Raw genomic sequence first — 23122 nt, 5'->3', positions numbered from 1 at the left:
TAGGGTCGTCGCGTGCCCTACCTGCTGCGCGTGGAGCTGCCCGACGTCCCGGGGTCGTTGGGCCGTCTGGCGAGCGCCGTCGGTGAGGCCGGCGGCGACATCGAGGCCATCGAGATCGTCGAGAAGCGCCACGACGGCACGGCCGTCGACGACGTGCTCCTGGAGATGACCGGCGCGACGATGCCCGACTCCATCGTGTCGGCGTGCAACGACCTCGAGGGCGTCAAGGTCGTGTGGATCAGCCGCTACGCCGCCGGCGGCAACCTGTTCCTCGACCTCGAGGCCGTCGAGGACCTCACGGCCCACCCCGGCGAGGCCGTCAACCGGCTCGTCGACCTGCTGCCGATGACCTTCCGCTCCGACTGGGCCATCCGCCTGCACCGTGCCAAGGGCATCCTCTACGCGACCGGAGCGGCCCCCGACGCGCTGGAGTTCGTCGAGCTCGAGCGCCCCGGCCGCCTGGAGTCCCTCGCCGAGGACGTCACCCTCTACGCCGCCGCCCGCCTCGACGGCAACGAGATGCTCGTCATCGGCCGCCACGGCGGCCCCGAGTACCTCGACTCCGAGATCGCCCGCCTCGGCCACCTCACCGGCCTCGCCCAGTCCATCGCCCGCGTCGGCTGAGGTGCTGCGGCGGGGGTAGTCCCTGACGTTCGTGCTGTCAGAACGCCGTTTCACCGACACAAACGTCAGGGACTACCCCGGCGGGTGGTGGCTGCTGTCGGGATAGTCCCTAACATCTCGGTGGTTTGAGAGGGCTCTCACCCACGAATTTGTTAGGGACTACCCCGACGGTGCCGCGCTCAGTCCTTGCGCTCGAGGAGGAAGACGGGGATCTCGCGGTCGGTCTTCTCCTGGTACTCCGCGTACGGCGCGTACTGGGCCACGCAGCGCTCCCACCACTCGGCGCGCTCGGCGCCCTCGGCGACGCGGACGACGTAGGTGTGGGGTTCGGGGCCGTCCTGGAGGTCGACCTCCGGATGGGCCATGAAGTTGTGGTACCAGGTGGGGTGCTCGGGGTCCCCACCCTTGGACGCGACCGCGGCGTAGACGCCGTCCTCCTCGACCCGCATCACGGGGTTCTTGCGCAGCTTGCCGGACTTCGCCCCCTTCGACGTGATGACCACGATCGGCCACTCCGGCTTGCCCTGGAGGGTGTTGGCCTCACGTCCGCCGGTCGCCTCGTACCGCTCGACCTGCTCGCGGACCCAGTCGCTGGGGCTCGGCTCGTACTCGCCTTCAAGTGTCATGCCACCCACAAGACCACGCCGCCGCCCGGTATTCCAGCGCCGGGTGCGGTCCGCCGAGGTGGTCGCAGCCGGGTCGTGTGCCGGAGACCGCGCCAGGACGCTGCCCCCGGCACACGACCCGGGGCCCCGTCCCGCGCCCGAGCCGGACCGCGTGGGTCGTGTGCCGCGCACCGCGCCGGGGCGCTGCCTGCGGCACACGACCCGATCGGTCCACCCCCGGATCGCGGTCACTACAGTCGCCGCATGAGTGCCATCGCCGGTGTGTCGGAGACCTTCGACCCCGAGGCCTGGGACCCGGTGCCGGGCTTCGAGGACCTCACCGACCTGACCTACCACCGCGCCAAGGCGCACGGCACGGTCCGCGTGGCCTTCGACCGGCCCGACGTGCTCAACGCGTTCCGTCCGCACACGGTCGACGAGCTGCTGTGGGTCCTGGAGCACGCGCGCACCAGCAGCGACGTGGGCTGCGTGCTGCTCACCGGCAACGGCCCGGGCGAGCGCCACGGCAAGTGGGCGTTCTGCACCGGCGGCGACCAGCGCATCCGAGGCCGCGCCGGCTACCAGTACGCGGAGGGCGACACCGCCGAGACCGTCGACCGGGCCAAGCTCGGCCGGCTGCACATCCTCGAGGTGCAGCGCCTGATCCGCTTCATGCCCAAGATCGTCATCGCCGTCGTCCCCGGCTGGACCGCCGGCGGCGGCCACAGCCTGCACGTCGTGTGCGACCTGACGATCGCGAGCAAGGAGGAGGCGCGCTTCAAGCAGACCGACGCCGACGTCGGCTCCTTCGACGGCGGGTTCGGATCGGCCTACCTCGCCCGGCAGGTCGGCCAGAAGATCGCCCGCGAGATCTTCTTCCTCGGCCAGGAGTACGACGCCGAGGAGGCGGTCCGCATGGGTGCCGTCAACCGGGCCGTGCCCCACGCCGAGCTGGAGGCGACCGCGCTGGAGTGGGGCCGCCTGGTCAACGGCAAGTCCCCGACGGCGCAGCGGATGCTGAAGTACTCCTTCAACCTCATCGACGACGGCCTGGTCGGCCAGCAGATGTTCGCCGGCGAGACCACCCGCCTGGCCTACATGACCGACGAGGCCGCCGAGGGCCGCGACCAGTTCCTCGAGAAGCGCGAGCCCGACTGGTCGCCGTTCCCCTGGTACTACTGATCCGCCCTCGCCTGCTCCCAGGGCCTGTGCTGAGAGCGCACGTCGCCGGCCGGGCGTGGAGTCGTCACATGTCCGTGAGCGAGTCGGAGGCCTTCGACTGGGGGGTGTCCCTGCCCGCTGAGGCGCGTCGGCGCCTGGCGCCTCGGTTGCTCGAGTCGGTGGATCCCGACGAGGCGTCCGATGCTGCGGCAGAGTCCTGGCTTCGCACCGAAGCGACTGCGGCGTATGACGCTCTCCGGGCCGATCCGTCGGCAGCCATCCCGGCTGAAGAAGTCCGCGCCCGCCTCGAAGCCACGTGGGCCGCCAGTTCGTGATGGGCCGCCTCAACCTCACTCCGCGAGCCGGCCAGCTCCACGAGCTCGATGACTGGATCGCGGGGAACGCTGACCCCGACGTCGCGCGCCGCTTCGTCTCAGCGTTCGTCGACTCCTACCGACCTCCGGCGGTGCGCGCAGTCGCCGTCGCCGCGTCCTCCGGACCGGGCTCGGACTCGCAGGCGAGGCACTCGGGGGCGACCGAGGTGGCAGCGCCCCGGGGTGCGCCGGGTCCGAGGGCGAAGAGCAGTGCGACCCCGATCAGGCCGCCCCCGAGCAGGGTGCCGGCGTCGATGCTCTCCCCGAGCAGCAGGACGCTCGCGACCACACCGACCAGCGGCGTGACGAACGACAGGACGCTGAAGCGTGCGGCGCCCATGCGGGCGATCAGCCAGTTGGCGAGCAGCAGGGCGACGATCGAGCTGATGAGCACCAGGTAGCCGAAGGGCAGCCACGCCGCCGGTGCGGACGGCACCGCGGGCGCACCCTCGATGGCCAGGGCGGCGAGGGAGACCAGGACGCCGCCGACGAGGTTCTGGCCGGCGACCACGCGGATCAGGTTCAGCCGCCCGACCCGGGCGTTGATGAAGACGTAGACGCCGCCGTAGACGCTGACGCCGGCGAAGACGGCGAGCGCGCCGGCCAGCGCCATCGACCCCGGGACGCCGGCGCCACGGAAGACCACGACCATGCCGGCCGCGCCGAGCAGGAGGCTGAGCACGAACCGGCGGGTCGGGGCGTCACGACGGATCAGGTGCACGATCAGCGTCGTCGTGATCGGCTGGGTGCCGACGATCAGGCTGGCGAGCGCGGCCCCGATGTACTGCTGGCCCCAGACCGTGATCCCGAAGTTGACCGCCATGCCGAAGACCCCGATCGGCCACACCACCCTCCATCCCGGCAGGCCGAGGGGCTCGCCGGCCCAGCGTGTGAGCAGCAGCGGACACAGCACGAGCGCAGCCGTCAGGAGCCGGAGCCCGCAGAACCACAGGGGTTGCCAGTCCTCCAGCAGTCCCGCCTTGATCGTGATCGGGGTCAGCCCCCAGGCGAGGGCGAGGACCGCGAAGGCGACCGCGACCGGGGCGCGTCGGCTCCCGGCGGCGGGCAGGGCACCACTCATCTCGACCTATCTGCGCCTCGCGTCGAGGGCGGGCGCGCGCACGGGACGCCCGTTCCACAGGGAAAGGGCGACCGGGACGGGTAGTGGCTAGTCGGACCAGCTGACGGAGTGCCGCAGGCCGAGCTCGATGTCGGCGGCCGCCTGCTGGGCCTTGGGGGCGAGGTCGCGGAGGTCCTGGACGGACTTGCGGCCGATGTGCGTGGAGAGGTTGATGGCCGCGCGCGTGTGGCCGCGGCGGTCCCGGATCGGGACCGCGAGCGCGATCAGCCCGATCTCGAGCTCCTGGTTGACCAGCGCGTAGCCCTGCTCGCGCACACGGGCGAGCTCCTCACGCAGCGCCTGCGGCTCGGTGATGGTGTTGGGCAGCATCGGCGTCAGCTCGACGGTCTCGAGGTAGGCGTCGAGCTTGGCGGGCGGCAGGTTCGCGAGCATGGCGCGACCCAGCGCCGTCGCGTACGCCGGGCGGCGGGCGCCCACGCTGACCGAGATCGTCATGAGCGCGGTGCCCGGCACGCGCACGACGTAGACGACGTCGCCGCGGTCCAGGATGGCGCCCTCGCTGGCCTCGCCGGTCTCCGCGACGAGCTTCTCCAGGTGGGGGAGGGCCGCGTCGGGGAAGGTGAGCGAGGAGAGGTAGGAGTAGCCGAGCTCGAGGACCCGCGGCGTGAGCTCGTAGCCGTCACGGTGCGGCTGGACGTAGCCCAGCTCGGTCAGCGTGAACAGGAAGCGCCGCACGGCGGCGCGGGTCAGCCCGGCCACGTGCGCGATCTCCGAGACGGTCAGGCGCGGGCGGTCGGCGTTGAAGACCCGGATGATGGCCAGGCCCCGCTCGAGCGACTGGACGAAGTCACGGTGCTTGCTGGAGGAGCCGTCGTCGTCGCTCATGCCGTCCACGTCCATGTCCACATCGGTCGGCTCGCGACCCACCACCTGCGTCTCCCCTCGTCGCTACCGGACATAGGACGCTCCGTTCACGTCCAGCGTGGAACCGCTGAGACTAGGGCATGCATCGGTCGCCAGGAACGCGATCAGCGAAGCCACCTCGGTGGCCGAGACGAGTCGCCCCATGGCCAGGCCGTCGGCGACGGCCTGCTGCTGCTCGGGTTGCTGTCCGGCCACGCCCATCCCCGCGTCGACCACGCCCGGCGCGACGATGTAGACGCGCACGCCGTCCGCGGCGTGGTGGCGGGCCAGCGTCTGGGCGAGGTTGCGGATGGCCGCCTTGGAGGCGGCGTAGCCACTGGCGTCGAGGATCCGCGAGCCCTGCTCGGCGGCCCAGCTCGACACGACGACGGCGGTCCCGCCGCCGCGGGAGGCGAACGTCCGTACGGCCTCGCGCAGCAGGGCGCCCGCGCCGACGACGTTGACGGCGAGCAGCCGCTCCCAGCCCGCGTCCCACTCCTCGTCGGTGCCGTGGAGGGGCGTCGAGGCCATGGTCGCGGCGTTCAGCACGAGTACGTCGACGGGCGCGACGGCCTCGGCGGCGCGCCACAGGTCGCGGGCGGCTGCCGGCGTCGACAGGTCGCCCTGCACGAGGCGGGCGCGCGCCGCGTCGGGGCCGGCGACCGCGGCCTCGGCCGCCTCGCGCTCCTGGCGGTACTGGCCGATCACGTCGGCCCCGTCGGCCAGCAGCGTCCGCGCGGTCGCGGAGCCGATGCCGCCGGAGGCGCCGGTGAGCAGGACCGTGCGGTCGGTGAGGGGGAGTGTGGTCACAGGAGGCCTCCGTCGACGGGCAGGATCTGGCCGGTGATCCCGGCCGCGAGGTCGCTGGTCAGGAACGCGAGCGCGTGCACGACGTCGGCCGTGGTCGCGATCCTGCCCAGTGCGGTCTGGCCGGCCGCGGCCGCGAGCGCCTGGTCGGTGGTGTGGGACGTCAGGTCGGTGCGGGACGCCATCCGCCCGAGCAGGGCGTCGGTCGCGACCGGGCCCGGCGCCACGCAGTTGACGCGCACCCCGCGCGGCCCGAGCGCCGCGGCGGCGGAGCGGACGAGACCGAGGACGGCGTGCTTGCTGGCGACGTAGGACCAGATGTGGGAGTCACCGCGCCAGGAGTTGAGCGAGCCGACCACGACGACCGAGGCGCCCGCGCCCAGGCGGGGGCTCACGTGCTTGAGCGTGGCGGCGACGCCGCGGACGTTGACCGCGAGGACCCGGTCGAGGTCGTCGAGGTCGAGCTCCTCGGGCGCCTGCCAGGACGGCACGATGCCGGCGGCCGCGACGACCGCGTCGATCTCACCGAGGTGCTCGGCGGCGCGGGCGACCGCGGCCGCCACCTGCTCCTCGTCGGTCACGTCGGCCTCGGCGCCGACCCAGCCGTCGGGCAGCGACCAGGTGGTCCCGGGCAGGTCGACGGCGACGCCGGTCGCGCCCATCGCGGCGAAGGCGTCCACGGTGGAGGCGCCGATGCCGCGGCCACCGCCGGTCACCAGGACCCGGCGGCCGGTGAGCAGCGCCGGCACCGTCATCGGGTGGCCGAGCGGAGCGTATCGAGGACCGGGGCGGGGTCGGCGTCGAGGGCGGTGTCGATGATGACCTCCGAGAAGCCGATGGCCTCCAGGTCGGGGAGCAGGGCCGCGACCGCCGCCTCGGCGCCCGTGGACTCGACGAGCCGGAGCACGAAGCGCAGGTCCGCCGGGTCCCGCTGGACCTTGACGGCGTTGGCCCGCACGGCCTCGACCTCGGTCGCGAGGTGGTCGACGTCGACGGCGGGGACCGCCTGCTGGGCCAGCCAGCCGTCGCCCAGCGAGCCGGCGCGGCGGAAGGCCGCCTTGGTGTGACCGCCCACGAGCAGCGGCACCGGGTGCGGAGGCACCGGCAGCTGGACGAGGCCGTCGGCCAGCGGGTAGATCCCGTCGCGGGCGGGCGGGGTGCCGGTCCACAGGTCGCGCAGCAGCGCGATCCACTCCTCCATCCGGCGGCCGCGCTCCTCGAAGGGCGAGTCCAGCGCCGCGAACTCCTCCTGGAGCCAGCCGGCGCCGATGCCCAGGCTGATCCGTCCGTTGCTCAGCGCGTCCAGGCTGGCGACCTGCTTGGCGAGCAGGACCGGGTTGCGCTGCGGCAGCACCAGCACGGCGCTCCCGAGGCCGACGTGCTCCGTGGCCGCGGCGGCCGCCGCGAGCGTCACCACGGTCTCGATGTAGGGGATGTCCCCGGTCCACGGCGCCTTGCCGTCGCTCGCGAAGGGGTAGTAGGAGCCGATCGTCAGCGGCATGACGACGTGGTCGCTGACCCAGAGCGAGTCGAAGCCGGCCACCTCCATGGCCCGCGCACGCGCGGGGATCGAGGTGGGGTCCACGGTTCCGGTGTGAGGCAGCTTGGCCCCGATAGCGATCGACACGCCCTCAGTCTGGGGACGACTCATCTGTGCGTCAAGCGCGCAACTGATCGCAAAGCGACTTTGTTGTACGTATTGCGCACACCAATAGCCATATGCGAACATCTCCCGAACCAAACGGCTCAACCCCGAGAGGAACTGACGCGGATGGCGAGAACCACGCCGGTACGACGCAGGTTCGGCACCCTGAGCGGGCTCGACCACATCGGCATCGGGGTCTCCGACGTCGACGCCGCTCGCGCCTTCTACGCCGAGCTGGGCTTCACCGACGAGTCCTTCGACTACATCGGGCCGCTGCCGGGGCTGGCGGGGGTGTCCGGGCACGCCGAGACGCAGGCCCGGGTGCTCTACCTCCGCGCCGGCGCGCCGACGGTGCTGGGTCGTGCCGGCATCAAGCTGGTCCAGATCCTCGACCGCACGCCGCCCCCGATGCCCGAGGGGCAGGCCTGGGGCGAGCCGGGCATCTGCGAGGTCTGCGTCCACGTCAACGGCCAGGCCGAGCTCTACGCCGACCTGGTCGCCCGCGGCCACACCGCGCTGATGGAGCCCAACGAGGCCGACCTCGAGCCGTACCAGACCCACTGCGGCCTGTCGTACGTCGCCGACCCGGACGGCGCGAAGATCGAGCTCATCGAGTGGTCGACCCTCGCGGCCGGATGGCCGCTGGAGGAGGGCCCCCACGGCGTCAACCACGTCGCGTTCGGCTGCACCGACATCGAGCGGACGCGCGAGTTCTACCAGAGCCTCGGCTTCACCGGGCAGCTCTTCGAGTCCGACGGCTACTTCGAGCCCATGCACCCCTGGTTCGGCGACCGGACCCCGCCGCGGCAGCGGATGATGCTGCTGACCAGCCCCATCGGCGGCGCCCTCGAGCCGGTGCAGCACTACCCCGCATCCCCCGACATGCGGGGCGAGTGGGGCCACCTCGGCACCTTCGAGTTCGCCATCGGTGCGCGCTGCATCGAGAGCGCCATCGCCCACCTCGACGAGCTCGGCATCGAGCTGGTCGGGGAGCCCGTGTCCCTCGACGTGGGCGAGGGCGGCACCTGGCGCTACGCGTACTTCAAGGACCCCGACGACCTGTACGTCTGCGTCACGGAGGTGCGCGCATGAACACTCTCGAACCCTCAGGCCCCCCGACCCCGGTGGTGCACCCCTCCGCCCCGGTGGCGACGGACCCCGCGCCGGTGCTGGCCACGACCGGCGACCCGACGCCGCCGGTGGTCCGCATCCGCCAGCTCCGCAAGTCCTTCGGCTCCTTGGAGGTGCTGCACGGCATCGACCTCGACGTGCACGCCGGCGAGCACGTCGTCCTCTTCGGCCCCTCGGGCTCGGGCAAGTCCACGGTGCTGCGCAGCATCAACCTGCTCGAGGAGCCCAACTCCGGCTCGGTCTGCGTGGACGGGGTGGAGTACGGCCCCGGCGTCGCGGGCGAGCCCCGCGTCAAGCGGGGCAAGCCGATGGCGCTGCGCCGCAAGGTCGGCATGGTCTTCCAGCAGTTCAACCTGTTCCCGCACCTGACGGCGCTCGACAACGTCTCCCTGCCGCTGCGCTCGGTCAAGGGGATGAGCTCGGAGGACGCCATGCGCAAGGCCGCCGAGTCCCTGCGCCAGGTCGGCCTCCTCGAGCGCGCGGCCCACTACCCCGGCCAGCTCTCCGGCGGCCAGCAGCAGCGCGTCGCCATCGCGCGGGCGCTGAGCCAGGACCCCAAGGTCATGCTCTTCGACGAGCCGACCTCGGCCCTCGACCCCGAGCTGGTCGGCGAGGTGCTCCGCGTGATGCACGAGCTCGCCGATGCCGGGATGACCATGGTCGTCGTCACCCACGAGCTCGGGTTCGCTCGCGAGATCGGCGACCTGAACGTGTTCATGGACCAAGGTGCGATCGTGGAGACGGGCTCGAGCGAGCTCTTCGACAACCCCACGAACCCCCGCACCCAAGACTTCATCCGGGCGGTGCGCTGAATGGACATCTCGAGCTACGACTGGGGTCTCATCTGGGACTACCGCGGTGACCTGCTCCGCGGGCTGCTGACGGCCCTGGAGGTCTCCGGGGTCGCCCTGGTGATCGCCACGGCCGCCGGGCTGGGCCTGGCGATGCTGCGGATGGGCAGGGCGCCGCTGTCCTGGCTGGCCGTCGTCTACATCAACGTGTTCCGCGGGATGCCGGCGCTGGTCACCGTCATCTGGATCTACTTCGGCGTCTCGCTGCTGCTCGGCGTGAACTTCTCGGTCTTCCAGGCCGGCGTCATCGCCCTGTCGCTCCTCTACAGCGCGTTCATGGCCGAGATCTTCCGCTCCGCCCTGCAGGCCGTCCCCCCCGGCCACCGCGAGGCCGGGCTGGCCCTGGGCATGCCCAACGGGCGGATCTTCTTCTCCGTGGTCGCCCCGCAGGCGTTCAAGATCGCGCTGCCCAACGTCGGCAGCATGTTCATCGGGATGATCAAGGACACCTCGACGTTCACCGTCATCGGGCTGCTCGAGGTCGTCCGGGTGACGCAGAACATCAACGCCCAGACGTTCCAGCCGTTCGTCCTCTACACCGCGGCCGCGGCCATCTACGTCCTCGCCGCCTTCGTCATCGACATCTTCTTCCGACTCGCGGAGGCCTCGCTGTCGAGCCCCCCGCGCGGCCGGGTGTCCCAGCTGGTCCGGGGCCGCAAGCAACGGCGCATCCAGGCCCTGGTCGCCGAGCTCACCTAGCCACCCACCCCACCACACCACACGTCCGGGTTCTCTCGGTTCCCCGGCCAGCTCCGCAACCCTGCTCGACCTCAACCCCTGTAGTGGAAGGACTCCGCTGTGCTTGGAAAGAACCGCAGTTCCCTCTGGCGACGCACCGCCGTCGTCGGATCGTCCCTGGTCCTGGCCCTGTCCCTGGCCGCCTGTGGCGGCGACAGTGACGACGGGGGCTCGGGCGGGTCCGACGACGGCCTCATGAAGTCCGGCACGCTCACCGTCGGCATGAACCTCCAGTTCAAGCCCGAGATGTACCTCGACGACAACGGCGACCCGGCCGGCTACGACGTCGACCTACTCAACGCGCTGGCCGACGACATGGGCGTCAAGCTCGACATCGTCAACCTCGACTTCGACGGCCTGATCCCCGGCCTGCAGTCGAAGAAGTTCGACCTGGTCTCGGTCGGCCTGACCGCCACCGACGAGCGCAAGCAGGTCGTCGACTTCAGCCGCGAGTACGTTCCCTACGTGAGCGTGCTGGCCGTGCCGGAGGACGACGAGGGCCCGTTCACCATCGACAACTACAACGCCTCGGGCAACGTCATCACCGCGCTCCAGGGCTCCTCGGGCGAGCAGCTGGCCAAGGACACGTTCCCGGAGGCCAAGATCAAGGGCTTCGGCCAGCAGAACTCCGCGCTGCTCGAGGTGGCGACCGGCCGCGCCCAGGGCGCCGTCCTGGAGGACTACATCCTGGCGCAGTTCGTGGCCAGCAACGAGGGCCAGCTCAAGGCCGCCGAGCTGCCCGAGCCGCTGGCGATCGGCTACGGCAGCTGGGCCGCCCAGAAGGGCAACAGCACCCTCGTCGACGCCCTCGACGAGTTCCTGTGCGGCGCCCAGACCGACGGCACCCTCGCCGAGCTGTACTCGAAGAACTTCGGCGTCGAGGACTTCCCCGACATGCCGGGTGGGTGCTGACCTGTGCCTGACGGCGAGCAGCACCTCGACCTCCTGATCGTCGGCGGGGGACCCGCTGGCATGTCCGCGGCGCGGACCGCAGCCGACGCGGGGATGCAGGTGCTGCTCGTCGACGAGCGACCGAGCCTCGGCGGTCAGATCTACAAGCAGCCGGGTCCGGGCTTCACGGTCACGGACCCGGCTGCGGCCGACCCCAGCACCCGCCACGGGCGGGAGCTGATCGACGCGACGCTCGCGGCCGGCGCCGCCATCGCGCTGCGGACCGCGGTCGTCGCGGTGGAGCAGGAGGACGGCGGCTTCGCCGTCGTCCTGGTCGAGGACGGCGGCCCGGCCACCACCCTGCGGACCCGCCGCCTCCTCCTGGCGCCCGGCGCTCACGACCGGCCGGTCGCCTTCCCCGGGTGGACGCTGCCCGGGGTCGTCACCGCCGGTGGCATGCAGTCCATGGCCAAGAGCCAGGCGGTGCTCCCCGGGCGCCGCATGGTCTTCGCCGGCTCGGGCCCGGTGGCGCTGGCGTTCCCGTCCCAGCTGGCCCACTACGGTGCCACGGTGGTCACGGTCCTCGAGGCCGGGCCCGCGCCGCGTCCGGTGGACGCGCTGAAGGTCGCCGCCGCCCTGCGGGGCAACACCTCGCTCCTGCGCGACGCCGCGCGCTACCGCGGCGGGCTCCTGCGCCACCGGGTGCCGCTGCGCTACGGACGCATCGTCGTCCGCGCCGAGGGCGACGGCCGGGTCGAGCGGGTCGTCCACGCCGCCGTCGACCGCGAGTGGCGCGTCGTCCCCGGGTCGGAGCAGACCATCGAGGCCGACGTGCTGTGCATCGGCTACGGGTTCGTCCCGTCGCTGGAGCTGCTGCGCCTGGTCGGGTGCACCACCGGCTTCGACGAGGACCTCGGCGGCCGGGTCGTGCTCAAGGACGACTGGGGCCGGACCTCCGTCGACGGCGTCTACGCCGCCGGCGACGGCACCGGGGTCGAGGGCTCCTACGTCGCCATCGACGAGGGCGTCCTCGCCGCGCTCGGCGCGGCGGAGGACGGCGGCTTCCTGGACCGCGCCGCCAGCGACGAGCTGGCCGCGACGCCCCGCCGCCGCCTGCGCCGCCGGCGCTCCCTGGCGCGGGCCACCGAGCGGATGTTCCGCGTCGGGCCCGGGATCTACGACCTCGCCGAGGACCGGACCACGGTCTGCCGCTGCGAGGGCGTCACCCAGGGCGAGATCGCGACCGCCGCCGAGTCCACCGACGACGTCAACGTCGTCAAGGCGCTGACGCGCGCCGGCATGGGGCCCTGCCAGGGCCGCAACTGCCAGCGCCACATCGCGGCCCTCCTGGCCCGCACCCACGACCGCCCGCTCTCCTCCATCGACCTCGGGACCCCGCGGATGCCGGTCCGTCCCGTGCCGATCACCGCGATGGCCGACGCCCGGGTCGCCGACCCCGGCCTCTTCGTCGTCGCCGACGAGGAGCGCCCGTGAGCGCCGGGGTGCCGCCGCTGGCGGCCATCCGCGGGCCGCTGCCCACCGAGACCGACGTGGTCGTCGTGGGCGGCGGGATCGCCGGCGCCGCCATGGCCTACTACCTCGCGCGCGAGGGTGTCGAGGTCGTGATGCTGGAGCGCGGCGAGCTCAACCGGGAGGCGTCGGGCACCAACGCCGGCAGCTTCCACCTGCAGCTCGCGATCCACCAGCTGACCGGCCAGGGCACCGGCGCCGACCGGGACCGGCTCCTCGCCGACGCCCGGCTCAGCCTGGAGGCCTACGCCCTGTGGCAGGAGCTCGACGCCGAGCTCGGCGGCGACATCCACCTGCACCAGACCGGTGGCTGGATGGTCGCGGAGACCCCGGAGCAGGTCCGGCTGCTGCACGAGAAGCACGAGCTCGAGCGGCTCGCCGGCATCGAGACCGAGGTGGTCTCCGGCGCCGAGCTGCGCGACCGTGCGCCGTACTTCGCCGAGCGGGTGCTGGCCGCGACCTACTGCCCCACCGAGGGCCACGCGAACCCGCTCGCCGTCACCCCGCTGTACGCCGCCCGCGCGGCCGAGCACGGCGCCCAGATCCGCACCCACGTGGCGGTGCGCGGCATCGAGCAGCACCCCGACCGCGCCCACCGGTTCACGGTCGACACCAGCGAGGGCGAGATCCGCGCCGCCCGCGTCGTCGACTGCGCCGGCGCCTGGTCCGGCGAGCTCGCCGCGATGGTGGGCCTGCGGCTGCCGGTGCGCTACGAGGGGCTGCACGTCAACGTCACCGAGCGCCGGGCGCCGCTGCTGCCCTCCATGGTCCAGCACATCGGCCGCCGGCTGACGCTCAAGCAGAGCGAGCAGGGCACCTTCATCATCGGCGGCGGCTGGCCGTCCCCGGCGGTGCCTCCGCCGACGCGCTACCCGACGCGCTGGCAGAGCGCCGCCGGCAACGTCAACGTCGCCCTCGACGTGGTGCCGCAGCTGGCCGACGCCCGGGTGGTCCGCACCTGGTCGGGCGTCATCGTCTTCACCGACGACATGTCGCCGATCGTGGGGGAGTCCCTGCGGGTCCCGGGCTTCCACGCCTGCGTCGCCTCCACCGGCTTCACGTTCAGCCCGATGTTCGCCCGTCAGCTCGCCGAGCAGATGGTCGCCCCCGGCACGCACGACCCGTTCCCCGAGCGCTACGCGCTCGACCGCCTGCACACCTGACGCCGCGCCCCCGGGCCCGACGCTCCACCACCGACATCGCACCGACCACGCACCGACCACAAGGAGAACGCGAGACATGAACCGCGACGACGTCGACTGGAAGGGCTACTTCCCGGCCTTCGTGACCCCGTTCACCGAGGACGGCGCGCTCGACCTGGACACCCTCGCCCGGCTCGTCGACCACTACGTGGCCGAGGGCATGCACGGCATCGTGGTCAACGGGACCTGCGGCGAGTGGTTCTCCCAGACCACCGACGAGCGGCGCGCCGTCGCCGAGGCCGCGGTCGCCCAGGCGGCCGGCCGGCTGACGGTGCTGGTCGGCTGCACCGACTACACCGCCGCCCAGACCGCCGACCTCGCGCACCACGCGCTCGCCGCGGGCGCCGACGGTGTCCTGGCCTCGCCGCCGCCGTACGTCAAGCTCTTCGCCCCCGAGGTCGTCGCGTTCTACGAGGACCTCGACGCGCTCGTCGACGGCCCGCTGGTCGTCTACAACTGGCCCTACGGCAGCGGCATCGACATCGACACCGACCTGGCCGACCGGCTCGCCGACATCGACCACATCGTCGCGATCAAGGACAGCACGCCCGACGCCGACCAGTTCTTCGCCACCTCCCGGCGGGTCCGCGACCGGGTCCGCGTGTTCGGCGGCTACCTCGGTGAGCGCGGCCTCGAGGAGCTGCGCACCCACGGCGGCGACGGCACGGTCGGCGGCGGCTCGCTGTTCGGGCGTCCCGACCCGCAGTTCTACGAGGACGTCTGGGCCGGCGACCTCGACAAGGCCGCGGAGCACGCCGCCCGCTCGGACCGGCTCTTCCCCGAGCTGTGGCTGCCCGGCGGCTGGGCCGGCCACTTCGGCGGCTACCAGAGCCAGCTCAAGGCGCTGATGGCGATGCTCGGCCAGCCCGGTGGGCACGTGCGCAAGCCGCGCCTGCCCGTCACCGACCCCGAGTCCCTGGCGCAGATGCGCGCCGCCCTCGTGCGGGCGGGCCTCCTCGCGGAGCAGCCCGCGTGAGCCGCCGCCGCGCCAACGCCCGGATCGACCCGCAGCCCGGCGTCACGCGGGGCGAGCGGGTGCGGATCACCGTCGACGAGCGGCCGCTCGACTGCTACGTCGGCGAGAGCGTCGCGGCGGCCATGATCGCCGAGAGCGACGACCTGACGCTGCGGCAGACGGCCTCGGGCGAGCCCCGCGGGCTCTTCTGCGGCATGGGCGTGTGCTTCGAGTGCCTCGTCGTGGTCGACGGGGTGCCCAACACCCGCGCCTGCATGACCTGGGTCCGCGACGGCATGGCCGTCGGGACCCAGGTCGGACCCGCCGGTCGTGGCGGGTCCTGACGGGGGCGGCGTCTCAGCCGAGCCCGTCCATGCAGAGGTACTTGATCTCGGTGAACTCGTCGATGCCGTGCAGCGAGCCCTCGCGGCCCAGGCCCGACTCCTTGACCCCGCCGAACGGCGCGCCCTCGTAGGAGATCAGGCCGGTGTTGATGCCGACCACGCCGAACTCCAGCGCCTCGCCGACGCGCCAGGTGCGACCCAGGTCGCGGGTGAAGAAGTAGGCCGCCAGCCCGAACTCGGTGTCGTTGGCCATCGCCACGGCCTCGTCCTCGGTCTCGAAGGAGATCACCGCGGCGAGCGGGCCGAACGTCTCCTCGCGGGCCACGAGCATGTCGCCGCGCACCCCCGTCAGGAGCGTCGGCTGGAAGAAGGTGCCGCCCAGCTCGTGGACGTCGCCGCCCTGCACGACCTCGGCCCCGCCCGCGACGGCGTCGGCGATGTGTCGCTGGACCTTCTCGACGGCCGCGGTGGAGATCAGCGGGCCCTGCTCGGAGCCGTCCTCGAAGCCGTTGCCCACCCGCAGGTCGGCCACCGCCACGCGCAGCCGCTCGACGAAGGCGTCGTGGATGCCCGACTGGACCAGGATGCGGTTGGCGCAGACGCAGGTCTGGCCGGCGTTGCGGAACTTCGAGGCCATGGCGCCCGCCACCGCCGCGTCCAGGTCGGCGTCGTCGAACACGATCAGCGGCGCGTTGCCGCCGAGCTCGAGCGCCAGCTTCTTGACGGTGCCGGCGCTCTGCGACATGAGCAGCTTGCCCACCTGCGTCGAGCCGGTGAAGCTCAGCGCGCGGACCACCGGGCTCTCGGTGAGGACCGCGCCGACCACCTGGGCCGGCCCGGGCACGACGCTCAGCACGCCGGCGGGCACCCCGGCACGGTCGGCGAGCTCGGCCAGCGCCGTGGCCGACAGGGGGGTCTCGGCGGCGGGCTTGATGATCATCGAGCAGCCGGCGGCGAGGGCGGGAGCGGCCTTGCGCAGGATCATCGCGGAGGGGAAGTTCCACGGGGTGATCGCGGCCGTCACGCCGATCGGCTGGCGGATCGTCAGCAGGCGACGACCGTCGGCGTTGGAGGGGATCACCTCGCCGTAGGTGCGCTTGCACTCCTCGGCGTACCACTCGACGAAGCCGGCGCCGTAGAGGATCTCGCCGCGCGCCTCGCTCAGCGGCTTGCCCTGCTCGGCGGTCAGGAGCATCGCGAGGTCGTCGGCGTTCTCGACGATCAGCTCGTACCAGCGGCGCATGACCTTCGCGCGCTGCGGCGCGGGGACGCGGCCCCAGGCCCGGCCGGCGCGCTCGGCCGTCGCGACGGCCTCCTCGACGTCGACCGTGCCGGCCGCGGACATGCTCGCGACGACGGCGCCGGTGGCCGGGTCGCTCACGTCGAAGGCGTCACCCTCGCCGTCGCGCCACTGGCCGCCGACGAAGAGCTGGGTGCGCAGCAGGGACGGGTCGCGCAGGCGGTCCGCCTCGAAGTTCGTGTCCACAGGAGCCTTTCCTCAGGGGGCCGCGTTCGACGCCGCGGCCGTTCTGCGCGCAACTGTACGCTTTGCGCGCGCCAGATGCTACAGTCGACCCCGCCCCCGACCACCCGAGATGCAAGGCAGACATGACCAACGCGAGCAGCCTCGAAGACCTCGACCGCCAGTACTTCTTCCACCCGTTCACGCACGCCCGCGACCACGAGCTCTCGGGCCCGCTGATGATCGACCGGGGTGAGGGCTCCACGCTGGTGGACGTCCAGGGGCGCACCTACCTGGACGCGATGGCCGGCCTGTGGTGCGTCAACATCGGCTACGGCAACGGCGAGATGGCCGACGCGATGGCGGCCCAGACGCGCAAGCTGGCGTTCTACCACACGTTCGCGTCCATGGGGAACGAGCCGGTCGCCCGCCTGGCGCACCGGCTGGTCACCGACGCTCCCGGCGACATGGCCAAGGTCTTCTTCGGCAACAGCGGCTCCGACGCGAACGACACCCAGGTCAAGCTGGTCTGGTACTACAACAACGTCCTGGGCCGGCCGGAGAAGAAGAAGATCATCTCCCGCGACCGCGGCTACCACGGCGTGACCGTCATGTCGGGCAGCCTGTGCGGCCTGCCGGGCATGCACAAGGGCTTCGACCTGCCGCTGCCGATGGTGCGCTTCGCCCGCTCGCCGCACCTGCGCTTCGAGGGCCTCTTGGGCGAGACCGAGGAGCAGTTCGTGAGCCGCCTGGCCACCGAGCTCGAGGACCTGATCCTCGCGGAGGGCCCCGAGACCGTGGCCGCGTTCATCGCCGAGCCGCTGCAGGCCGCGGGCGGCGTCATCGTGCCGCCGGCGACGTACTTCCCGGCGATCCAGGCGGTCCTGCGCAAGTACGACGTCCTGATGATCGCCGACGAGGTCGTGACCGGCTTCGGGCGCACGGGCGAGTGGTTCGGCTCCACGACCTTCGGCATCGAGCCGGACCTGATGACCGTCGCCAAGGGCATCACCTCGGCCTACGTGCCGCTGTCCGCCGTGCTCGTGTCGGCGCCCGTCTGGGACGTCATCGCCTCCGGCTCGGAGTCCTACGGCCTGTTCAGCCACGGCTACACCTACTCGGCGCACCCGCTGGCCGCGACCGCCGCGATGACCAACCTCGACATCATCCAGCGCGACGGCCTCATGGGCCAGGCCAAGACCCGCGGCGACTACCTGGGCGCCCGGCTCCGGTCGGCCTTCGAGGGCCACCCGCTCGTCGCCGAGATCCGCGGCCACGGCCTCGTCGGTGCCGTCGAGCTGGCCGAGTCGCTCGAGCCGCTGCGCCGCTTCGAGCCGCGCGGCAAGGTGGCCGGCGCCCTGGTGCGCCGGGCGCGCGAGCTCGGCGTCATCACGCGGGCGCTGCCCAACTCCGACACGATCTCCTTCTCGCCGCCGTTCGTCGTGACGGAGGACGAGATCGACCAGATGGTGGCGGGCTGCCGCCAGGCCCTGGACGATGTCTGCCGAGAGCTCGGTCTGGCGTGACCCAGGCGGCCCTCGGGCTGGTCGTCAACCCCGTCGCCGGCATGGGCGGGGCGGTCGGCCTGCACGGCACCGACGACGACTCCCTGGCGCTGGCCCGGGAGCGTGGCGCGGTGCCCGTGGCCCCGGCCCGGGCGGCGCGCGCGGTCGCCCGGCTGCACGAGCTCGCCCCCCGGCTGAGCGTCGTCGCGGCCGGCGGCCAGATGGGCGCCGACCACCTGGCCGGCGTCGGCTGGGAGGTCCGCACGCTGCCGGCCCCGGTCGGCGACTCCGACGCGGACGACACCCGCAGCGCCGTCGCGGCGATGGTGGCCGCGGGCGTGCGTCTGGTGCTCTTCGTCGGCGGTGACGGCACCGCCCGGGTCGTGGCGGACGCCGCCGGCGAGGTCCCGGTCCTCGGGGTCCCCGCCGGCGTCAAGATGCACTCCGGCGTCTTCGGGACCACCCCGGAGGGGGCGGCCGTCGCCGCCGCGCGCTACCTCGCCGAGCCCGGCCGGTTCCCCACGCGGAACGCCGAGGTCGTCGACCGCGACGCGGCCGGCGACGTACGGCTCTTCGGCACCGTGCGGGTGCCCGCGGTGCCCGCGGGCGTCCAGCACCCCAAGGGCGCGAGCGCCGGCGGCGCCGACGACGCCGCGGCCCTGGGTCGCGAGGTGGCCGCCGAGTCGCGGCCGGGCTGCCTCTACCTGCTCGGGCCGGGGACCACGGTCGCGGCCGTCAACGCCGCCCTCGGGCTGCCCGCCAGCGCGCTCGGCGTCGACGCCGTGCTCGACGGGTGCCTGCTGGCCAGGGACGCGAGCGAGGCCGAGCTGCTCGTTCTCCTGGCGCAGCACCCGCGCGCCCGTCTGGTGCTGGGGGTCGTGGGCGGCCAGGGCTTCCTGCTCGGCCGGGGCAACCAGCAGCTGTCACCGGCGGTGCTGCGCGCCGTCGGCCTCGAGCATCTCGACGTGCTCGCCGTACCGGCGAAGGTCGCCGCGCTCGCCGAGCCCGTGCTCCACATCGACATCGACGACGCCGACCTGGCAGCCCACCTGGTCGGCTACCGACGGGTGCGGACCGGCCGCGCCCGCAGCACCGTCCTGAGGGTCGTGGCATGAGCCACGCGACGAGAGGATCCTGATCATGGCCCATCCCTACATGCCCAACTCCACCGACGAGGCGAAGGCCAGGATGCTGGCCGTCGTGGGGGTGGCGGACGTCGACGAGCTCTTCGAGCAGATCCCCGAGGACCACCTCGCCCGGACGCCCAACGGCCTGGCCGACGGCATCAGGTCCGAGGCGACCCTGCGCCGCCACGTGCGCTCGCTCATCGACAGCAACGACGACTGCGTCGCCAACCTCAGCTTCCTCGGGGCCGGGCTGTGGCAGCACCACGTGCCCGCCGTGGTCGACGAGATCGCCGGCCGCAGCGAGTTCCTCACCCCCGTCTGGGGGACGCCCTCCTCCGACCTCGGCCGCAACCAGGCGTGGTTCGAGTACGCGTCCATGCTCGGCGAGCTGCTGGGCATGGAGTTCGTCGGGCTGCCCGTCTACAGCTGGGGCGCGGCCGCCGGCAACGCCCTGCGCATGGCGGCCCGGATGACGGGCCGGTCCGAGGTCGTCGTACCGGCCTCGATCTCGCCGGAGCGGCTCGCGGTCATCCGGACCTACTGCGGCCTGCCCGAGGGCAACGACCCGATCACGGTGCGGCTCGTGGACTTCGACGTCACGACCGGGACGGTCGACGTCGCGGCCCTGGGCCTGAGTGCGGACACCGCGGCGGTCTACCTGGAGACGCCCAACCACCTCGGCGTGGTGGAGACGGCCACGGCCGACATCGCCGCCGCCTGCCGGGCCAACGGCACGGAGACCGTCCTCGGCGTGGACCCGATCTCCCTCGGCCTGCTGGCCGCCCCCGGGGACCTCGGAGCCGACATCGTCGTCGGCTCCACGCAGCCGCTCGGCGTCCACCTGCACGCCGGCGGCGGCGTCGGCGGCTTCATCGCGACCCGCGACGAAGAGCGCTACGCGCGGGAGTACCCGACGCTGCAGGTCAGCATCGCCGAGACGGTCCACGGCGAGCGGTCCTTCGGCATGAGCCTGTTCCACCAGTCCTCCTACGGCTCGCGCGAGGAGGGCAACGACTGGACCGGCAACTCGGTCTACCTGTGGACGGTCGCCAACGCCGTCTACATGGCGCTGCTCGGGCCCGAGGGCTTCGCGGAGGTCGGCCGCACCATCCTGGCCAACGCGCGGTACGCCGCCCGGCGGATCGGCGAGCTCGAGGGGGTCTCCGTGCGCTGGCCGGACGGGTTCTTCAAGGAGTTCGTCGTCGACTTCGGCGGCACCGGCCGCACCGTCGCCGAGATCAACGAGGGCCTGCGGGCCCGCCACGTGTTCGGCGGCAAGGACCTCTCCGCCGACTTCCCGGACCTCGGCGAGAGCGCGCTCTACTGCGTGACCGAGATCCACACCGCCGACGACATCGAGACCCTGACGACCGCGCTGCGAGAGGTGCTGGCATGAGTGGGAGCAAGCTGCGCAGGTACCACGCGCCCGTGTGGGACGAGCCGCTGATCATGGAGATGACCGCGCCGGGCCGGCGCGGCAACGTCCTGCCCGACCCGATCGAGGAGCTGGACCCCTCCGCCGCCCTGCCGGCCGCGGTGCTGCGTGCCGCGGCACCGGAGCTGCCGGAGGTGGCGGAGCCGGACGTGCTGCGCCACTACCTGCACCTGTCGCAGGAGACGATGGGGATGGTCGGGATCAGCCTGTTCGGCACCTGCACCATGAAGTACAACCCCCGGGTCAACGAGCAGCTGACCGCCCGCGACGGCGTCGCCGAGATCCACCCGGACCAGGACGACAGCTCGATCCAGGGCCTCCTGGAGATCGTGCACCGCTTCGACCTGATGCTGCGCGGGCTGTCCGGCATGGACCGCTTCGTCTTCCAGCCGGGCGGCGGCGCGGCGGCGGCCTACACCCACGCCACCGTGACCCGCGCCTACTTCGCGGACCGCGGCGAGCTGGGCACCCGTCGCGACATCATCACGACGTCGCAGGCGCACCCCTGCAACCCGGCGACGGCCGCCGCGGCCGGCTTCAACGTGATCACGCTGCCGCTCGAGGACGACGGGTACCCGTCGGTCGAGGCGCTGCGCTCGGTCCTGTCGGAGCGCACGGCCGCGCTGATGATCAACAACCCCGACGACATGGGGATCTACAACCCCCACATCAAGGAGTGGGTCGACGCGGTCCACGAGGTCGGTGGCCTCTGCTTCTACGACCACGCCAACTTCAACGGCGTCATGGGCCGGCTGCGCGCCGCCGAGCTCGGCTTCGACGCGTGCATGTTCATGCTGCACAAGACCTTCGGGGTGCCCAAGGGCGGCGGCGGCCCCGCGGTCGGGGCCTACGGCTGCACCGACGCGCTGGCGCCGTACCTGCCGGGGCCGCTGGTCGAGTCGACCCCCGACGGCTTCGTGCGACGCGAGAACCCCGGCGGCGTCGGCCGCGTGCGCGAGTACCTCGGCAACGTCAACCAGGTGGTCAAGGCCTACTCCTGGCTCCTGGCCATGGGCGGCGACGGGATCAAGGAGGCCGCCGACCTCTCGGTGCTGGCCAACAACTACATGGAGCGCCGGCTGCTCGCGCTCCCCGGCGTCACCAAGTCCCTCGCGCGGCTCACGAAGCACCGGCTGGAGATGACCCGGTTCAGCCTGGAGGAGTACACCGCCGAGACCGGCATCTCGGCCGTCAACGTCCAGAACCGGATGACCGACTTCGGCATCGACGCCTTCTGGCTGAGCCACGAGCCGTGGATCGTCCCCGAGCCGTTCACGCCCGAGGCCGGCGAGACCTGGTCGCTGGAGGACATCGACTACTGGATCGACGTGCTCGCGCACGTGCTCGAGGAGGGGCGCACCGACCCCGAGCTCGTGCGCACCGCCCCGCACCAGCAGGTGGTCGGCCAGCTCGACGGCTCGACGCTGGACGACCCGGAGCGCTGGGCCACCACCTGGCGCGCCTACCGGCGCAAGAACGGCCTGGCGTGAGCGCCGCCACCGGCCGCGAGCCGGTGGCGGTCGTCGGTGCCGGCAGCATCGGGGTGGCGTGGGCGATCGTCTTCGCGCGAGCCGGTCGCCCGGTGACCCTGTACGACGTCGACGCGGCGCGCCGCGAGGCCGTCGCCGGCGAGGTCCGCGCCCGCGCGGACGAGCTCGCCGAGCACGGGCTGCTCGACGACCCGGCCGGGCTGCAGGCGCGGGTCTCGACCAGCGACTCGCTGGCCGAGGCCGTGGCCGGTGCGGTGCACGTGCAGGAGTGCGTGGTCGAGTCCGAGGACGTCAAGCGCCGGCTCTTCGCCGAGCTCGACGCCTTGGCGGCTCCCGACGTGGTGCTCGCCTCGTCGTCCTCGATGATGCCGGTGTCGCGGTTCGCCGCCGACCTCCCCGGCCGCGCGCGCTGCCTCGTGGTGCACCCCGGCAACCCTCCCTACCTCGTGCCTGTGGCCGAGCTGGTGCCGGCGGACTTCACGTCGCCGGAGACCGTCGACCGCACCCACGACCTGCTGCTGTCGGCCGGGATGGTGCCCGTCCGGGTCCACCACGAGGTCGAGGGCTTCGTCTTCAACCGCCTCCAGGGTGCGCTGCTGCGCGAGGCGTACCGCCTCGTGCGCGACGGCGTCGCCTCCGCCGCCGACGTCGACCGCGTCGTCAGCCACGGCCTCGGTCGGCGGTGGTCGGTCGTCGGGCCCTTCGCGACCGCCGAGCTCAACACTCGCGGCGGCCTCGTCCGCCACGCGGGCCTCATGGGACCGGCCTACCTGCGCATGGGCGCGGAGCACGGCGACGTCCAGGAGTGGGAGCCCGAGCTGGTGGAGCGCGTCGCCGCGTCCGTCCACGAGCAGCTGCCGCCCGACGCCTGGGACGCCCACGTCCTGCGCCGCGACCGCGCGCTCATGCGCCTCACCGCCGCCGGCCCCGACCTGGCCGACGACTGACCCGATGTCTGCGTTTCGTACCTCTCCCTCACCCCTCGAGCACCAAGGAGCTCCCGCATGAAGATCGGCGTCCCGAAGGAAGTCAAGAACCACGAGTACCGGGTGGCGATCACGCCGGTGGGGGTGCACGAGCTGACCGCTCATGGTCACGAGGTGTTCGTCCAGGCCGGTGCGGGGGTGGGTTCCTCGATCACGGATGAGGAGTACGTCGCGGCGGGGGCCGTGATCGTGGCGGACGCGGATGCCGCGTGGGGCACCGACGGGTCGATCGACCTGGTGCTGAAGGTCAAGGAGCCGGTGGCGGAGGAGTATCA

Annotated in this window: 23 protein-coding genes and 1 pseudogene; 17 read left to right on the top strand and 7 right to left on the bottom strand. The window is 72.7% G+C overall.

The features are described from left to right. The first annotated feature begins 12 nt into the window (after window positions 1–12). On the top strand, window positions 13–624 hold the full coding sequence (locus E4622_RS21465; RefSeq protein WP_134742274.1) for an ACT domain-containing protein: 612 nt from the start codon (window positions 13–15) through the stop codon (window positions 622–624). A 179-nt stretch (window positions 625–803) separates the two neighbouring features. Here the strand turns inward: E4622_RS21465 and E4622_RS21460 are convergent, their stop codons facing one another. Further along, window positions 804–1250 carry a nitroreductase family deazaflavin-dependent oxidoreductase gene (locus E4622_RS21460; protein ID WP_134742273.1) on the bottom strand — a complete coding sequence of 149 codons (447 nt, stop codon included), beginning with the start codon at window positions 1248–1250 and terminating at the stop codon, window positions 804–806. Window positions 1251–1493: 243 nt separating this feature from the next. Here E4622_RS21460 and E4622_RS21455 point away from each other — a divergent pair, with 243 nt between their 5' ends. Both E4622_RS21455 and E4622_RS23390 read left to right on the top strand, forming a co-directional pair. Next, a complete protein-coding gene (locus E4622_RS21455; protein ID WP_134742272.1) occupies window positions 1494–2411 on the top strand; it encodes a 1,4-dihydroxy-2-naphthoyl-CoA synthase in 918 nt (305 codons plus the stop codon). Between the two features lie 68 nt (window positions 2412–2479). After that, a complete protein-coding gene (locus E4622_RS23390) occupies window positions 2480–2725 on the top strand; it encodes an addiction module protein (protein WP_134742271.1) in 246 nt (81 codons plus the stop codon). Between the two features lie 115 nt (window positions 2726–2840). Here E4622_RS23390 and E4622_RS21445 read toward each other — a convergent pair whose 3' ends face one another. The 5 genes from E4622_RS21445 to E4622_RS21425 form a co-directional block, all read right to left on the bottom strand. Continuing rightward, on the bottom strand, window positions 2841–3845 hold the full coding sequence (locus E4622_RS21445) for a DMT family transporter (RefSeq protein WP_134742270.1): 1005 nt from the start codon (window positions 3843–3845) through the stop codon (window positions 2841–2843). An 87-nt stretch (window positions 3846–3932) separates the two neighbouring features. Next, entirely contained in the window at window positions 3933–4730 is a 798-nt protein-coding gene (locus E4622_RS21440; protein WP_134742269.1) for an IclR family transcriptional regulator C-terminal domain-containing protein, read from the bottom strand. A gap of 63 nt (window positions 4731–4793) precedes the next feature. After that, on the bottom strand, window positions 4794–5558 hold the full coding sequence (locus tag E4622_RS21435; protein ID WP_134742268.1) for an SDR family oxidoreductase: 765 nt from the start codon (window positions 5556–5558) through the stop codon (window positions 4794–4796). After that, entirely contained in the window at window positions 5555–6310 is a 756-nt protein-coding gene (locus E4622_RS21430) for an SDR family oxidoreductase (protein ID WP_134742267.1), read from the bottom strand. The genes E4622_RS21435 and E4622_RS21430 overlap by 4 nt, the downstream gene beginning before the upstream one ends. Next, window positions 6307–7182, bottom strand: a complete 876-nt coding sequence (locus E4622_RS21425; RefSeq protein WP_167736190.1) for a TIGR03619 family F420-dependent LLM class oxidoreductase — start codon at window positions 7180–7182, stop codon at window positions 6307–6309. The genes E4622_RS21430 and E4622_RS21425 overlap by 4 nt, the downstream gene beginning before the upstream one ends. A 144-nt stretch (window positions 7183–7326) precedes the next feature. Between E4622_RS21425 and E4622_RS21420 the strand changes: the two genes are divergently transcribed. The 8 genes from E4622_RS21420 to E4622_RS21385 all read left to right on the top strand — a co-directional run bounded on the left by E4622_RS21420 (window position 7327) and on the right by E4622_RS21385 (window position 14842). Then, window positions 7327–8292, top strand: coding sequence for a VOC family protein (locus E4622_RS21420; RefSeq protein WP_134742265.1), 966 nt, complete (start codon window positions 7327–7329; stop codon window positions 8290–8292). After that, window positions 8289–9143, top strand: coding sequence for an amino acid ABC transporter ATP-binding protein (locus tag E4622_RS21415; protein ID WP_134742264.1), 855 nt, complete (start codon window positions 8289–8291; stop codon window positions 9141–9143). The genes E4622_RS21420 and E4622_RS21415 overlap by 4 nt, the downstream gene beginning before the upstream one ends. Further along, on the top strand, window positions 9144–9881 hold the full coding sequence (locus tag E4622_RS21410) for an amino acid ABC transporter permease (RefSeq protein ID WP_134742263.1): 738 nt from the start codon (window positions 9144–9146) through the stop codon (window positions 9879–9881). A gap of 99 nt (window positions 9882–9980) precedes the next feature. Further along, window positions 9981–10832, top strand: coding sequence for a transporter substrate-binding domain-containing protein (locus E4622_RS21405; RefSeq protein ID WP_134742262.1), 852 nt, complete (start codon window positions 9981–9983; stop codon window positions 10830–10832). A 3-nt stretch (window positions 10833–10835) separates the two neighbouring features. Continuing rightward, complete coding sequence (locus E4622_RS21400; protein WP_134742261.1) at window positions 10836–12305, top strand: FAD-dependent oxidoreductase; 1470 nt, start codon at window positions 10836–10838, stop codon at window positions 12303–12305. Further along, on the top strand, window positions 12302–13504 hold the full coding sequence (locus E4622_RS21395; protein WP_134742260.1) for an FAD-dependent oxidoreductase: 1203 nt from the start codon (window positions 12302–12304) through the stop codon (window positions 13502–13504). The genes E4622_RS21400 and E4622_RS21395 overlap by 4 nt, the downstream gene beginning before the upstream one ends. 76 nt (window positions 13505–13580) lie before the next feature. Continuing rightward, entirely contained in the window at window positions 13581–14519 is a 939-nt protein-coding gene (locus E4622_RS21390; RefSeq protein WP_134742259.1) for a dihydrodipicolinate synthase family protein, read from the top strand. After that, complete coding sequence (locus E4622_RS21385; protein WP_245156143.1) at window positions 14516–14842, top strand: (2Fe-2S)-binding protein; 327 nt, start codon at window positions 14516–14518, stop codon at window positions 14840–14842. The genes E4622_RS21390 and E4622_RS21385 overlap by 4 nt, the downstream gene beginning before the upstream one ends. A 13-nt stretch (window positions 14843–14855) precedes the next feature. Here the strand turns inward: E4622_RS21385 and E4622_RS21380 are convergent, their stop codons facing one another. After that, window positions 14856–16286 carry an NAD-dependent succinate-semialdehyde dehydrogenase gene (locus E4622_RS21380; protein ID WP_348537020.1) on the bottom strand — a complete coding sequence of 477 codons (1431 nt, stop codon included), beginning with the start codon at window positions 16284–16286 and terminating at the stop codon, window positions 14856–14858. A 164-nt stretch (window positions 16287–16450) separates the two neighbouring features. On the opposite strand from E4622_RS21380, the gene E4622_RS21375 reads away from it, so the two are divergent. The 6 genes and pseudogenes from E4622_RS21375 to E4622_RS21350 form a co-directional block, all read left to right on the top strand. Further along, window positions 16451–17830 (top strand): aminotransferase, encoded by a 1380-nt coding sequence (locus tag E4622_RS21375; RefSeq protein WP_134742257.1) that lies wholly within the window; start codon window positions 16451–16453, stop codon window positions 17828–17830. Further along, complete coding sequence (locus E4622_RS21370) at window positions 17827–18924, top strand: NAD(+)/NADH kinase (protein ID WP_209022040.1); 1098 nt, start codon at window positions 17827–17829, stop codon at window positions 18922–18924. The genes E4622_RS21375 and E4622_RS21370 overlap by 4 nt, the downstream gene beginning before the upstream one ends. A 25-nt stretch (window positions 18925–18949) precedes the next feature. After that, entirely contained in the window at window positions 18950–20332 is a 1383-nt protein-coding gene (gene gcvPA, locus E4622_RS21365) for an aminomethyl-transferring glycine dehydrogenase subunit GcvPA (protein WP_209022039.1), read from the top strand. Next, window positions 20329–21861, top strand: a complete 1533-nt coding sequence (gene gcvPB / locus E4622_RS21360; protein ID WP_134742256.1) for an aminomethyl-transferring glycine dehydrogenase subunit GcvPB — start codon at window positions 20329–20331, stop codon at window positions 21859–21861. Before gcvPA ends, gcvPB begins: the two co-directional genes overlap by 4 nt. After that, window positions 21858–22808: a 3-hydroxyacyl-CoA dehydrogenase gene (locus E4622_RS21355; protein WP_209022038.1), complete on the top strand. Its 951-nt coding sequence runs from the start codon at window positions 21858–21860 to the stop codon at window positions 22806–22808. Before gcvPB ends, E4622_RS21355 begins: the two co-directional genes overlap by 4 nt. A gap of 57 nt (window positions 22809–22865) precedes the next feature. Further along, a pseudogene (locus tag E4622_RS21350) lies at window positions 22866–23122 on the top strand (alanine dehydrogenase); the annotation flags it as partial.

This window comes from Nocardioides sp. 503 (genome assembly GCF_004522095.1).
In the GTDB taxonomy this organism is placed as follows: Bacteria; Actinomycetota; Actinomycetes; order Propionibacteriales; family Nocardioidaceae; genus Nocardioides.
The sequence above is the reverse complement of the archived record's forward strand: the minus strand, read 5'-3'. Positions and strand labels throughout refer to the sequence as shown.